The sequence below is a fragment of the Parapedobacter sp. genome, from assembly GCF_053550995.1.
In genome coordinates this window covers 23,462-36,717 of sequence record NZ_JBMQOC010000038.1, presented here as the reverse complement: position 1 = coordinate 36,717, position 13,256 = coordinate 23,462, and the positions used below count along the sequence as shown (strand labels likewise).

Below are 13,256 nucleotides of genomic sequence, written 5' to 3'. Positions count from 1 at the left end.
ATCCATTTAAATCAATGATGGGCACCGTGGTCCTCCTGGCCACCGGCAGCCGCAAAAACCGCTTTAACGGTCGGCACTTTTTCTAACGCGTACTCCTGAAGCTTTTTATTCGTATTGCGGGTCAAGCGCTCGAATTGCTCCAGAATAGCACCTTGTTCGTGCTGAACGTGTGCAACATAACCGGCGGCATTGTCAAAAGTACCCAAACTATCGGTTTCAAAATGATGCGGCACAACGAAATCGGGCTCCGTCCGTTCGGTCAGTACCACCGAATATTCACTGGCGAGCCCGGCCAGTTCAGCAATCATCGGCTCATAGGTTTCGGCTACTTTGGCCGCTAGCTCCTTAGCTTCGGCGGAAGCCGGGATGGATTGGATATACTTAGCGAACGCCATTTCAAACAGCGCTTTTTCATGTACCCGTTTAAAAAAGGTGTATCCCTCGGAGTCTACATTGCTTTCGTTATTATAAAGCGTACCCCTCCGTACCGTTTCTCCGGGATGCCGCGCACAAGAACCCAAAACTAACAAGGACGCAGCAACTAAAAAGCTATTTTTAATGTTCATCAGTATAATTTGTTTTCAATGCAACAAACTTAGCGAAAATTGCGATATGCATCAACAAATTTTGGCCATTGGCCAACTAGGCCAAGTTCCTTCCGGCGTTAACAACGCCATAGATTGTGCGCGTAATCAGTTTTGAAAACACCTCGTTATCCTTCTCATTCAGACCACCGGCCTGTAGCTTCCGTATGGCATAATGCTGGATAATCAATAATGGCAATACAATCTTTTCCCGCATGGCAATGGATTCGCGCTCTACCGGGTAATTTTCCATCAGTACCGTGCTACCACTCAACTTCAGCACATAGCTGGTGGTTCGCTCGAACTCATCACGCATCCGTTTCCAAAAATCGCCAAAAACTTCGTCGTGTTGAATGTAGGAAGTCAACTCAAAATTCGATTTAGACATCGACATCATGCAGTTATCGATGATGGTTTGAAACATTCGCGAGGTTTCGTAGAGTTCTTTCACTTGGTCCCATTTACCCGCTTTTTCAGCTTCTTCCAATGCCGTACCTACCCCGTAAAAACCAGGTATGTTCTGCTTCAGTTGGCTCCATGATGTCACGAAACTGATAGCTCGCAGGTCTTCCAAACGTAATTCTTTGTCGGAGTTGCGCTTTACCGGCCGACTGCTGATATTGATTTGCGACAGGAACTTAAGCGGGCTCAACCGCTCAAGATATTTGAGGAACAATGGATCGTGGCGCAACGCGAGAAACTGGTCGTGGCTCACTTGGGCCATGTATTCGATCAGTTTTTTCTTCTCTTCAGAGAGTGTATCGCCGCTCCGCTGTTCGATATGTGACGTAAGGCCAGCATGGAGCAATTGCTCAATGTTGTATTGCGCCGTATCCAACGACCCATACTGGCTACTGATGGTTTGTCCCTGAATGGTAAGTTGGATATGGTCATTCGCAATCTCTTTACCCATCGAAGCGTAGAAGCGTTGGGTTTTCCCCCCCCCTCGAGCTGGAGGGCCGCCTCGGCCATCAAAAAACACCAGGTCCACATCGTATTTGCGCGCCATGGCGGTCAATTCGATTTTGGCTTTGTAAATTGACCAGTTGGCCATCAGGTACCCGCCATCCTTCGTGCTGTCTGAAAACCCAAGCATGATGGTTTGTTTATTGCCCCGGCGTTTCAGGTGGGTTGCATATGGCGCGTGTGTATATAAGGTCTCCATCACGGCGGCGGCCCGTTTAAGATCATCCACGGTTTCAAACAATGGTACAAAATCAATGTGCAACGCTTCGCGCTGCCAGCCGCTCCATAAGAAGAGCTCCATCAATTCCAGCATGTCTGATGCTTGTTGGCAGTTGCTGATAATAAACCGCTGGGCAGCCCGTTCACCACTTGAGCGTTGGATATCGTCAATGAGACGGATAACCTGCAACGTGTCGGCCACCAACGGTGGCGCATCGTCGCCCACGGGCAAATCATGCTCTTCGAATTTCATGGCCTTCTGTTTGCCACCTTCATCCAGCTGCTCAAAATCACGTGCTTCGGCCAGTTTATCCGCATATTTTTCGCGGAGGTAAGCGTGAGTTTTCCGCAGGACACTACTATCCTGCCGCAAATCGAGCGTGGCAAAGAAACACCCGAATGTCCGCACTTTACGCAGCAGGTCATCCACCAGCTCTACGAACAACCCATCGTGATAATCAATCAGCACCCGTTTGATTTCCTTGAGATTATGGATAATCAGTGGCTTCACGTTCTCCGGATTCTCGGATGGATTGAAGCTATTTTCGTAGATCAGGTCCTGCAATACGTCCATGTATTTTTCGACACCCTTAAAGGTGATACGCCGCTTGAGTGTGCGGAAGTCGCGGTAATAGCACCTGAACAGCACCGTACGCAATAGTAACGCCACACGCTTGGTGCTTTCCACCGTTACATTGGGGTTGCCGTCGCGGTCGCCGCCGGGCCAGAATCCCAACTCAACCAAACTCTTGTTCTCGTCGACCGGCAAGTCGAACTCGTCGTCAATTTTGGATTGGATAGCGGAAGCCACGCGATAAAACACGTTTTCTAAAAACCAGGCCAAGCTAACCGCCTCGTCTACCGGTGTAGGCTTATCCTTCTTCATAAACGGTGTCTTCCCCAATTGTTGCAGCAGAAGGTGGATATTGTGGATATCGTTCTTCTTCAGTGCCTCAATCAGGTCGGTCATGATGGCTAATACCGGCCCGGGGTAGAATTGTGTGGGGTGCGCCGTCAATACCAACCGCACAGAAAAGTCGTTTAGCTTATCGACCAACTTACTACGGAGCTCTGCGTTGGTTTCGGTTTCCGAAAACACCGAGTCCAGCCACCCGGCCTCATCCGACCGCCCTGTCTTCCGGAATGCGGCATCTTCCACGGCATCAAAAAGTACTACCTGCCGCTCAATGTATTGGATAATCCTAAATAAGAGATCTATCCGATCCGATTCGCGGACGTACTGGGCATATTGCTCGAAAAAGCTCTCTATGATGGTCTCAGGATTTAATTTATCGGCAACACCTCGCTCACAATGTGTTGTAAAGAACGGCAACAGCGTACCCGTATGTTTGACCTGGTAGAAGGGCAACGTCATAAACAGGCTGTTAAATAACTCAAAACGAGTGAGCACTTCGCTTTCGAAGACCGCTTGCTTTTTACTTAAATTCATTCGAAACTAATTATTGATTATACCGTTGTTTGCTTTTCTCATTATGCTGGATTCGCTTTCGCCACGGTGCGTGGCTTGGAAACGGACAAAAAACGAATATAAGGATTGTTGACCAATGCCCGTCACGGTTTTCAGGAACCCCGCATATCAAATACTAACCAAACCTCCAAATATATGAATATTTGTTAAATAATCAGCCCGATTTATTGCAAAAACCCCAATAAAAACAAATGAAAATTAAAAATAAGACAATTAAACGGTTTCGATTTCGTCAATCACTCGGTATACGGAAGCCGCAGATTCATCCTGTTCGGGTTTTTGGACGCCGCTACGGCGCAGTGTCTTTGCTTCTGCCCCTTGGGCACCGCCACCAACTATTTGGGCAGTAGCTTGCCCTAATTGACAGAACATTTCGGCTAGCTGTTCCAGCTCATGAGTCATCTTCCTATTTGCCATGGTTATTCGTTAAATGTAAACCCGTAAATATCGTATCGGACCAACCGAAAGGCTACCCTCGGTTAACCAAGCAAACCTAACGACGCTACCGCTTCATTCAAATACCTATTACTGGGTATTTTGCCTCTCCTCAATGATGTGCTTATCACCATCCTTTTAACCTAAGTTTTTACGTATCTTTGCATTTACCATCCGTCTGTGCATGAGTAAGGCGAAAGATATCCAGAATTTTTTTTATAGCCAGTATTTTTCAGATGGCCTACGCCTCACATTTGGCACCATTGTGCCCGCATTGGTCTTTTCAGCATTCGGCAGTCTCCAAACCGGTATCATCGTATCGCTGGGCGCCATGGCCGTGGGTTTATCCGATAGCCCGGGGCCGGTACACCACCGGCGCAACGGCATGTTTTTCTGCACCCTTTCGGTGCTTATTGCCGCGCTCCTTACCAACTTGGTAAGCGGCATCCCCGTGTTACTTGCCGCTACACTGATGGTGCTCTCCTTCCTGTTTTCTATGTTTGCGGTATATGGCGCGCGCGCCTCATCCGTAGGCACCATGGGTCTGCTTATCATGGTGCTCAGCATCAGCGCCATGGATGACCCCACGCTGACGATCGGCACTTACCTGCTCTACATTTTGGCGGGCTGCGTATGGTATATGCTGTTGAGCCTTTCCTTGCACCAGGTACGGCCATACCGCCAAGCACAACAGGAACTCGCCGAGTCGATCACGAACGTGGCCGACTATATCCGTATCAAAGCTAATTTCTACGCTGTCGACCTCGATATCGAGAAAAATTACCGTGCTTTAATCGACCAGCAAATCACGGTGAGCACCCATCAGGATAATGTACGCGACCAATTGTTCAGGGGAAAGCGAAAGATAAAGGACACCACCGAAATTGGGCGGTTACTGATCCTTATTTTTACGGATATCATTGACCTATTCGAACAGAGTATGGCCACGCATTACGATTATGGCTCGATCCGTGAGCAGTTCGGTGCGACGGGTGTTTTGCAACAGTTTTATGTGACCATCCGGCGGATTGGAAATGAACTCGAGCACCTATCGTACCAGATCAATGCCAATAAGAAGCCCAAAGCATTGTATCATTTCAAAACGGACCTGGAACGGATACGCGCGGCTATTGACCACGTCGAAAAGACCCATCAACTCAATGCACTGCCCTTACGCAAGATACTGATCAACGTTCGCAACTTGGTACAGCGTATGGACTCGCTGTACGGCTACTTCGATTTGAAAGCCAAAAACTCATTGCGCAGCGAAGAAACCGACCTCAGCAAATTCATTGAGCACAACGACATCGACCTAAAAAAACTGCGCGAAAACCTCACGGTTAAATCGACCCTTTTCCGGCATTCGATCCGCATGGCTATCATGATGGGCGTCGGATACCTGGTGTCGCTCACTTTTGACGTAGGCAGCCACAGCTACTGGATACTGCTAACCATCATGGTTATCTTGAAACCTGGATTCAGCCTGACGAAAGAACGCAACTTCCAGCGGTTAATAGGCACCGTCATAGGCGGTGTGGTCGGTGCGGTTCTCCTCCTTGTCGTAAAAGACGAAACATCGCTATTCATACTGCTCATGCTTTTTATGGTAACCACCTTTAGCTTGATGCGTATAAGCTATGTGGTGAGCGTGATGTTCATGACGCCCTATGTCCTTATCCTTTTCAGTTTCTTGGGCATGAATACGCTCTCCATCCTGCAAGAAAGGATCATCGATACGCTGATTGGGTCTGGACTGGCATTTCTTTCCAGCTACGTGATATTACCCAGTTGGGAAAGCGTGCAAGTGCAAGGCACCATGCGCAAACTACTCATCGCCAATTACGAGTACGTCGCGCAAGCGCTGAAAATCATTGCAGGCCAACCACCAAGCGTAACCGAATACAAACTGGCTCGCAAAGCGGTATACGTGAGCACGGCCAACATGGCATCGGCTTTCCAGCGGATGATGACCGAACCGAAGAGCAAACGGAAGGGCGCAAGAGACGTAAATAGGTTTGTGGTATTCAACCACATCCTCTCCTCATACTCGGTCACCCTGCTGAACCACGTGCAAGGAGCATCCGACGCGTCATTAACGGGCGACCAGATCAAGGTCATCCGGAGGACATTATCGTTATTGGCGCAAAGCATCCAGCTTTTTGAGCCTGAAGATGACGATGATGCATTTATCGAAATCGACGTGGAAACACCGTCGGACATCGATGACAACAACATCGATTCCGAAGAATCAAGGTTGATTACCGACCAACTCCAATTCCTGCGACGCATTGCTTCCGATCTCAACAATGTTTGCAACGACCTCATGACGGGGGGCGCACCGTAATGCCAGCTTTTGCTTTTCGTTTGGCTGTCATGTATATTTGTGCCACATGGAAATAACTTCAGCACCTATCGATGTCTTGATTATCGGTGGCGGCCCTATCGGGTTGGCCTGTGGCATCGCAGCCAAAGCAGCTGGATTGACCTATCTCATCGTGGAGCGCGGATGCCTGGTTAATTCGCTGTATCGTTACCCGCAAAATATGACATTCTTCTCCACTTCCGAGCGGCTGGAAATAGGCCATATACCATTCGTATCGACCCATCCGAAGCCGAGGCGTGCCGAGGCACTCGAATATTATCGGCGTATCCAGCAGCAATTCGAGTTGAATATCCACCTGTTTGAGGAGGTAACAATGGTTAAGAAAGGGGCCGATGGGTTTACCGTCCTTACGTCGAAGTCGGCCTATACCGCACAGCATGTCATCGTGGCCACTGGGTTTTACGACATCCCCTGTTTACTGGATATTGCAGGCGAAGACCTGCCCAAAGTAAGCCACTACTATAACGACCCGCATTACTTTGCTGGCCAGAAGGTGGTGGTGGTGGGTGCCAGCAACTCATCGGTCGATGCCGCCTTGGAGACCTACAGAAAAGGAGCAGAAGTGACCTTGGTGGTGCGCGGCGAACAAATCGGGCCGCGGGTAAAATATTGGGTTCGCCCCGATGTCGAAAATCGCATTGCCAATGGCGAGATCCGCGCCCTTTTTAACAGTAAGCTAACCGAAATCCGGCCCACGGAGGTGGATATCCTTACACCCGAAGGCCCGATCACCATCGAGAACGATTTCGTATTGGCATTAACCGGTTACCGGCCCGATTTTGCTTTTCTGGAAAAAATAGGGATCCAGCTGGCTGCCGATACATCACGTGTGCCTTACCACAATCCCGAAACCATGGAAACCAATATACCGGGCTTGTTTTTGGCGGGGGTCGTGTGTGGAGGCATGAATACCCATTTGTGGTTTATCGAAAACTCGCGGGTGCACGCGCAACAGATTATCACTCGAATCCTGCAGGGCCGTCATGAACGGGCAGAAGCCTAAACCGCCTGGGTCTTCAGCCCCTTCAGAAATACGGTAGCCATTTTTTTCTGAAGGGCTAGTATCCGGTCAAACTCATCCTTTGTCGGGAAAAGCACGCCCTTTATATCTTTCAGTATACTGAACCGCATACCTACCAGGGCAAACAACAGTATCTCGGCGGTTTCGTTCACGTCATCGATCTCCAGCTGACCGGTATCGATGCCTTTTTGAAGTATCTTCGCGAGGATGCTCCGCTCCTTATCTTTAGAATCTTCGAGCACACATGCCATCGTATCCGGCACCTGCTGCAAAGCGGAAATCGAATACTCAAGCAAGTTGTAATACCGTGTTACAAATTCAATACGTTTATCCAACGTGAACATCATCGCCTCATAGCAATCGGCAATAGTATCCACAGCGATGTCCATCTCTTCGAATGATTGGTTGATGACGTGTTCCAACACCGCAGCATATAAGGCATTTTTATCAGGAAAATAATAATACAGCAAGGCTTTGGAGAACGACAGGTCCTTGGCAATTTCAGCCATCGTGGTTTTAGCCAAACCAAAGTGTGCGAATCGCCGCTTGGCGGCCTCCAATATCTGTGTGCGTTTTTTGTCTGCATTCATCATGATGCATTCAATTTAATTGTGCTGTCAGGTCAATCTGTTATCTTTGGGCGCTCGCCATAGTTAGCGGAACACTATGTTAAAGGTAGTGAATATTTTGAATAGTTGAGCATATCAGTCAAATTTTATGGCGTCGAGATATAAATAACATCGGCACACACGGCAATCATTATTTATACCACACTCGGCGGCCCTTGAAAAAAACAAAGTAGATGAAATTATCGTTCAAAGAACACTTCCCGTTAAAGACATACAATACATTTGGCGTGGAAGCATTTGCAAAAGAATACGTAGAAGTCCATTCGGAAGAGGCGTTAGCTCAGCTATTCACGGAATACCGGGCCATGACCCAACAACCGATGCTGGTTTTGGGCGGAGGTAGCAATATCCTGTTCACCACTGACTTCGATGGTTTAGTCATCCGTATCGCCATCCCCGGCATACGCCACAGCCTATCACAAAATACCGTTACGGTCACCGCCGGTGCCGGCGTCGTTTGGAACGAGCTGGTATGGTATTGCGTAGACCGCGAGTTTGCGGGCATTGAGAACCTCGCCCTTATTCCGGGCACGGTGGGTGCCGCCCCCATACAGAATATCGGCGCCTATGGTGTTGAACAGAAAGATGTGTTTGTTAATTGCCGCGTTTTCGATACACATCGTGGGGAATTTTCTACATTCGATAAAGAAGCTTGTCGGTTCTCCTATCGGGAGAGTTATTTCAAACGGGAAGCGAAGGGTAGATATATCATTACCGAAGTCACTTTCCAGCTTTCCCTCACCCCTTCCATCAATACATCCTACGGTACAATCAGCGCCGAATTGGCAAAACGGGGTATTGCCAAACCAACGATAAAAGATATAGCCACGGTGGTTTCAGCAATCCGCACCGAGAAGCTTCCCGACCCCTCAACCATTGGCAATTCGGGCAGCTTTTTTAAGAACCCCATTGTGCCCGTATCATATCTGGAGCAGTTACAGTCCACTTTTCCAGACAAGGACTTCGTATTTTACCCGGTGGGGACCGACCATGTTAAACTTGCCGCGGGGTGGCTGATCGAGCAATGCGGCTGGAAGGGCAAGCGTATAGGCGACGCCGGCACCTGGAAAAACCAAGCGTTGGTATTAGTAAACCACAAAGACGCTTCGGGGTCAGCCATTTACGACTTATCCCAACGCATTATCAATGATGTAAAAGCCCAATTCGGCATCACATTGGAACGGGAAGTGAATATTTTATGAAATAATTAAAATTTTATTGTAAATTGGCACTATGGTGCTCGGCTCCGCTGCCAACTAGCACGATACTTGTAGTAACTAACGCGACACTAAGTAGACCGAAGTAAAACGTCAGGTTTTCCCAATAAGCATTGCGACCGCTTATTTGGTATCATAAAATGTTTAACACGGAGATTCAGGCATCAGCCTGGAACCCCTTAAACCGTAAAAAGATGACGAGATTTGAGTTTAACACATTAGTGGTGCAACACACGGAATCATTGAGAGGGTATGCACTGCATTTTACCCGCGACAACGAGGACGCCAATGATTTGGTGCAAGACACTATGCTAAAAGCGGTAACCTATCACGGTAAATTCAAAGAAGGAACAAATCTAAAGGGATGGTTATACACCATCATGAAAAACACCTTCATCAATCATTACCGGCGTTTTGTAAAGACAAACGCATTGGTTTCCCAGTCGAATGAAATTTCCAATGCACATTTGGCGCACAGCGCGGCCACCAATGCGGGCGAAAGGAAATTCGTCATGGAAGATATCAAGGGAGCAATGGCGGAGCTATCCGAAGACTACTATGTGCCGTTCAGCATGTATTTTGAAGGGTACAAATACCATGAGATATCCGACCACTTACAAATACCGATCGGTACGGTAAAAACACGCATCCATGTGGCACGGCGGACGATGAAGAAAGCATTGAATGCCTATAAATATGAGCGAATCTAGTCCGCAAAGAACACTCCCTGCGTATACAACATCCCAATTGGCCTTACGGAATGGCCAGGATAAAACGGAAATCTGGATAGCCTATCGTGGTTATATCTATGATGTGTCTAAAAGTAGACTTTGGTTCCGCGGCATGCATTACGAGCATTGGGCCGGACAGGACCTCACTGACGAATTGGTGGATGCCCCCCACACCGAAGAAGTATTTTCGAGATTTGAAGTTGTCGGCGTGCTGCTACAGCCCTTCCCTAAAGCTCAAACTTACTGAGTTCGGTAAACCGTGCAATCCGTTGATTTATGAGGCTGTGGTCGAGTTCTTGGAGGCGCTCCGTACCGAATTTCTCGACACAGAACGAAGCCAGGGCTGAACCGAAAATAACGGCGTTCTTCATGTTATTGAAATTCACCGTACCTACCTTGGCCAAATAACCTACGAACCCCCCGGCAAATGCATCGCCCGCTCCTGTTGGATCGTAAACCTCGGCGAGTGGCAAGGCCGGCGCGGCAAAAACCCGGCCTTCACCGAATAGGAGCGCACCATGTTCACCTTTTTTTATAATCAGGTACTTCGGTCCCATTTTCAGGATGCCCTCGGCAGCTTTCACCAGCGAATATTCACCCGAAAGTTGTCGGGCCTCCGCATCGTTAATCGTCAACACATCCACGCGTTTCAGCACACGGAGCAAATCGTCCAAGGCAATATCCATCCAGAAGTTCATGGTATCTAGCACCACTAGTTTCGGCTTTTGCTTCAATCGGTCGAGCGTGGTTAGCTGTACCTGCGGGGTCAGGTTGCCCAATAATAGATACTCGCAATCCTGGTAACTATCGGGCACAATCGGGTCAAAATCGGCCAACACATTGAGTTCGGTGACCAGTGTGTCGCGGCTGTTCATGTCGTTATGGTACTTACCCGACCAGAAAAACGATTTCTCACCCTCCTTTACCTGCACCCCCTCCAGGTTGATTCCCTTTGACCGGAGGATGCCCAAGTTATCATCGCCAAAATCGGCACCTACCACACTGACCAGCTTCACCCGGTCGTAAAGGTAAGAGGCCGCCAGCCCAGCAAACGTTGCCGCCCCGCCGACAATCTTGTCCGTTTTTCCGAAAGGTGTTTCTATCGCGTCGTAAGCGATGGTTCCGATAATGACTAAACTCATGGTAATCTATTCAATTCGGCCGCAAAGGTATAGGTTTGCATTGGCAAATAAAACAGCTTAATTAACAAATAAATTGCAGTGGTGCTACAACATATCCGGAAAGACAGCCATCTGGTTTTTATAAAAATCGATTTTCCGGTAAACCTTGTTGAAAAACATTTTCTTATCCTTGGTACCCGCCGTGTTGAGCAATTTGGAGTTTTTCAGTTGGTGCTGGAAGAAATCATACACCGTGCTGCAGGTGCCCTCATCGCTGGTAATATAATACCCCAACATGGTGTAGGGCACAAAAAGCGATTTTTTATACGGATCCGAAATAAGTACGTTGTTGTTCAGGATAAGCATATCGTGGTAATATAACCGGTATTGGTCATTCTTGTCCGTACATTGCTGTTCAAGCCGGAACACCAGTTCTTTCACACTATCGCAGAGCGCGCTTCCATGCTCGGCCGATAGCAGGCCCGATTGAAAGAAATAGACAACTTGTTGCAGTGTACTATTGATGGTGGTGTCGTTCCATATCTCATGGGTTTGAATGGATGCATAAAGCTGGTTTAGTTTCTGGCCTTGGTCCACCACCGGTGCTTTTGCATGGAATGCATCGAAAGACATGCCTAGGTTTTCAAAATTGAGCAGGTACAACCACACATAGAGCTTGAATTTAGACAACAAATCGGCATTGATAGTATAGAATAAGGGAATGTCTTTGGCAGAGTAAAACAAGGCCGTGTCCCCATTAGGCTCGTGCACGGTAAGGTATTTATACGAGCTTTCCAAGTATCGTTTGAGGTCGTCAAAGTTCTGGACATCTTTTGTTTTCCTGACCAAGACGCTGTCGCTCCCCTGAAAGAGTTTATCCATGGAAAGTCCGTAATGATTGGCCAATTGCACGGCTTCTTCAATGGAGAACTTGCTTTTCATGGAAATACGCCGGTGCGCCGCATCATAGCTGATATCCAATGCCCCGGCAATCTCGTCTATTAGCGATTTATTTGTGCCAATGCGTCTCCGTATCGTATCGATCAAGGTTTCTTGGTGCATAATTTTGCGATAATCACAAATATAAGAATTAAATTAATTGTTTTCGACAAACGTATACGCGAATATCACGATACATTTGTCTCGAAACAATGAGACATTATAAACACGGACGATTATGGCATCATCGATAGAAAAAGCAAGTACGGCCTTGCACCTCATCAATACGATACAGCAGATGGATCACATTATCGGAAACATCAGGGACCGGAAGGCGCCGGTACTGGATGAAGCCGACAAACTTCCTTTTGAACCGGAAGTAAGCGCCGAAGGCATACAACAGCGAAAAGCACTTCTGGAAAGCAAAACGACCAAAAGCCTTCCCTACCTCATCGACGGAAAACCATCCGGCGACTTGGCCGCGCTGAACGGTAACGTCGAGAACTACATCGGTATGACCCGGGTGCCTACGGGGGTGATCGGTCCACTACGTATTGTCGGATCGTCGGCGCAAGGCGACTTTTATGTGCCGCTTGCCACCACGGAAGGAGCGTTAGTGGCCTCGTACCACCGTGGCGCCCGGGCCTGCATGATGGCGGGCGGGGCTACCTCGATCTGCCTGATGGAAGGCGTACAGCGCAGTCCGGTATTCAAATTTGGAAACATCGCCGACTTGGGCCTCTTTGTCGCTTGGCTGTTGCCACAGGTCAATCAGCTAAAAGAGATCGTGGCGCAAACCAGTCGCTTTGCCAAATTGATGGATATCAAAATCCAAATCGAGGGCAACCACCTCATCGTTACCTTAGAGTACCATACCGGCGACGCTGCGGGGCAGAACATGGTTACCATTTGCACGGAAGCGGTATGCCAGTACATCGTCGCACATTGCCCCACCAAGCCCATGCTTTGGTTCATTGAGGGGAATTACTCGGGCGACAAAAAAGCTACGGCATTGTCGTTCACCAATGTGCGGGGCAAGAAAGTCACCGCCGAGATCGTGTTATCGAAAGAAATCGTAAACAGTGTCCTCAAAACAACCCCCGAACTGATGGCCGAATATTGGCGGTCCTCCACCGTGGGAATTATACAGAGCGGCGCGATCGGCGCGCACGGGCATTACGCCAATGGGCTGGCTGCCCTGTTCCTGGCTACGGGGCAAGATGTCGCTTGTGTAGCGGAAGCCGCCACCGGCATCACGCGGATGGAAATGGATCAGCATGGGGCGCTGTATGCCAGTGTTACGCTGCCCAACCTGATCGTTGGTACCGTAGGCGGCGGCACACATCTACCCACACAACGCGAATGCCTGGAGATGATGGGTTGTTACGGGACCGGGAACGCCCGCAAATTTGCCGAAATCTGCGGTGGACTGGTGCTGGCCGGGGAATTGTCTATCGCTGCGGCGCTGTCGGCCGGGCATTTCACGCAGGCACATCAAAAGTTTGGACGGAAAAAAAACTGA

Annotated in this window: 12 protein-coding genes; 6 read left to right on the top strand and 6 right to left on the bottom strand. The window is 48.7% G+C overall.

The window, feature by feature from the left end:
• Nucleotides 1-11: 11 nt before the first annotated feature.
• The 3 genes from ACO1NT_RS05690 to ACO1NT_RS05680 all read right to left on the bottom strand — a co-directional run bounded on the left by ACO1NT_RS05690 (nucleotide 12) and on the right by ACO1NT_RS05680 (nucleotide 3,675).
• A complete protein-coding gene (locus ACO1NT_RS05690) occupies nucleotides 12-566 on the bottom strand; it encodes a hypothetical protein (RefSeq protein WP_449047456.1) in 555 nt (184 codons plus the stop codon).
• Nucleotides 567-642: 76 nt separating this feature from the next.
• A complete protein-coding gene (locus ACO1NT_RS05685) occupies nucleotides 643-3,219 on the bottom strand; it encodes a phosphoenolpyruvate carboxylase (RefSeq protein ID WP_449047455.1) in 2,577 nt (858 codons plus the stop codon).
• Between the two features lie 252 nt (nucleotides 3,220-3,471).
• Complete coding sequence (locus ACO1NT_RS05680) at nucleotides 3,472-3,675, bottom strand: hypothetical protein (protein ID WP_449047454.1); 204 nt, start codon at nucleotides 3,673-3,675, stop codon at nucleotides 3,472-3,474.
• Nucleotides 3,676-3,877: 202 nt separating this feature from the next.
• Between ACO1NT_RS05680 and ACO1NT_RS05675 the strand changes: the two genes are divergently transcribed.
• Nucleotides 3,878-6,037, top strand: coding sequence for an FUSC family membrane protein (locus tag ACO1NT_RS05675; protein WP_449047453.1), 2,160 nt, complete (start codon nucleotides 3,878-3,880; stop codon nucleotides 6,035-6,037).
• A 46-nt stretch (nucleotides 6,038-6,083) separates the two neighbouring features.
• On the top strand, nucleotides 6,084-7,079 hold the full coding sequence (locus tag ACO1NT_RS05670; protein ID WP_449047452.1) for a YpdA family putative bacillithiol disulfide reductase: 996 nt from the start codon (nucleotides 6,084-6,086) through the stop codon (nucleotides 7,077-7,079).
• On the opposite strand, the gene ACO1NT_RS05665 is transcribed toward ACO1NT_RS05670, so the two are convergent.
• Nucleotides 7,076-7,690 carry a TetR/AcrR family transcriptional regulator gene (locus ACO1NT_RS05665; RefSeq protein WP_449047451.1) on the bottom strand — a complete coding sequence of 205 codons (615 nt, stop codon included), beginning with the start codon at nucleotides 7,688-7,690 and terminating at the stop codon, nucleotides 7,076-7,078. The two genes, ACO1NT_RS05670 and ACO1NT_RS05665, sit on opposite strands and share 4 nt — an antisense overlap.
• Nucleotides 7,691-7,899: 209 nt before the next feature.
• Here ACO1NT_RS05665 and murB point away from each other — a divergent pair, with 209 nt between their 5' ends.
• From murB to ACO1NT_RS05650, 3 genes are all read left to right on the top strand, one after another.
• Entirely contained in the window at nucleotides 7,900-8,928 is a 1,029-nt protein-coding gene (murB, locus tag ACO1NT_RS05660) for a UDP-N-acetylmuramate dehydrogenase (RefSeq protein ID WP_449047450.1), read from the top strand.
• Nucleotides 8,929-9,137: 209 nt separating this feature from the next.
• Nucleotides 9,138-9,653: an RNA polymerase sigma factor gene (locus ACO1NT_RS05655; RefSeq protein ID WP_449047449.1), complete on the top strand. Its 516-nt coding sequence runs from the start codon at nucleotides 9,138-9,140 to the stop codon at nucleotides 9,651-9,653.
• The gene (locus ACO1NT_RS05650; protein WP_449047448.1) at nucleotides 9,640-9,921 is read left to right on the top strand and encodes a cytochrome b5 domain-containing protein; all 282 of its coding nucleotides are present in this window, start codon (nucleotides 9,640-9,642) and stop codon (nucleotides 9,919-9,921) included. The genes ACO1NT_RS05655 and ACO1NT_RS05650 overlap by 14 nt, the downstream gene beginning before the upstream one ends.
• Here ACO1NT_RS05650 and ACO1NT_RS05645 read toward each other — a convergent pair.
• Nucleotides 9,902-10,816, bottom strand: a complete 915-nt coding sequence (locus ACO1NT_RS05645; protein WP_449047447.1) for a PfkB family carbohydrate kinase — start codon at nucleotides 10,814-10,816, stop codon at nucleotides 9,902-9,904. The two genes, ACO1NT_RS05650 and ACO1NT_RS05645, sit on opposite strands and share 20 nt — an antisense overlap.
• Before the next feature lie 84 nt (nucleotides 10,817-10,900).
• Nucleotides 10,901-11,857, bottom strand: coding sequence for a hypothetical protein (locus tag ACO1NT_RS05640; protein ID WP_449047446.1), 957 nt, complete (start codon nucleotides 11,855-11,857; stop codon nucleotides 10,901-10,903).
• A gap of 115 nt (nucleotides 11,858-11,972) precedes the next feature.
• On the opposite strand from ACO1NT_RS05640, the gene ACO1NT_RS05635 reads away from it, so the two are divergent.
• A complete protein-coding gene (locus tag ACO1NT_RS05635) occupies nucleotides 11,973-13,256 on the top strand; it encodes a hydroxymethylglutaryl-CoA reductase (protein WP_449047445.1) in 1,284 nt (427 codons plus the stop codon).

Coding starts and splice junctions, on each gene's coding strand:
- ACO1NT_RS05690 (WP_449047456.1), bottom strand. CDS start 566: ATGAACATTAAAAATAGCTTTTTAGTTGCTGCGTCCTTGTTAGTTTTG.
- ACO1NT_RS05685 (WP_449047455.1), bottom strand. CDS start 3,219: ATGAATTTAAGTAAAAAGCAAGCGGTCTTCGAAAGCGAAGTGCTCACT.
- ACO1NT_RS05680 (WP_449047454.1), bottom strand. CDS start 3,675: ATGGCAAATAGGAAGATGACTCATGAGCTGGAACAGCTAGCCGAAATG.
- ACO1NT_RS05675 (WP_449047453.1), top strand. CDS start 3,878: ATGAGTAAGGCGAAAGATATCCAGAATTTTTTTTATAGCCAGTATTTT.
- ACO1NT_RS05670 (WP_449047452.1), top strand. CDS start 6,084: ATGGAAATAACTTCAGCACCTATCGATGTCTTGATTATCGGTGGCGGC.
- ACO1NT_RS05665 (WP_449047451.1), bottom strand. CDS start 7,690: ATGATGAATGCAGACAAAAAACGCACACAGATATTGGAGGCCGCCAAG.
- murB (WP_449047450.1), top strand. CDS start 7,900: ATGAAATTATCGTTCAAAGAACACTTCCCGTTAAAGACATACAATACA.
- ACO1NT_RS05655 (WP_449047449.1), top strand. CDS start 9,138: ATGACGAGATTTGAGTTTAACACATTAGTGGTGCAACACACGGAATCA.
- ACO1NT_RS05650 (WP_449047448.1), top strand. CDS start 9,640: ATGAGCGAATCTAGTCCGCAAAGAACACTCCCTGCGTATACAACATCC.
- ACO1NT_RS05645 (WP_449047447.1), bottom strand. CDS start 10,816: ATGAGTTTAGTCATTATCGGAACCATCGCTTACGACGCGATAGAAACA.
- ACO1NT_RS05640 (WP_449047446.1), bottom strand. CDS start 11,857: ATGCACCAAGAAACCTTGATCGATACGATACGGAGACGCATTGGCACA.
- ACO1NT_RS05635 (WP_449047445.1), top strand. CDS start 11,973: ATGGCATCATCGATAGAAAAAGCAAGTACGGCCTTGCACCTCATCAAT.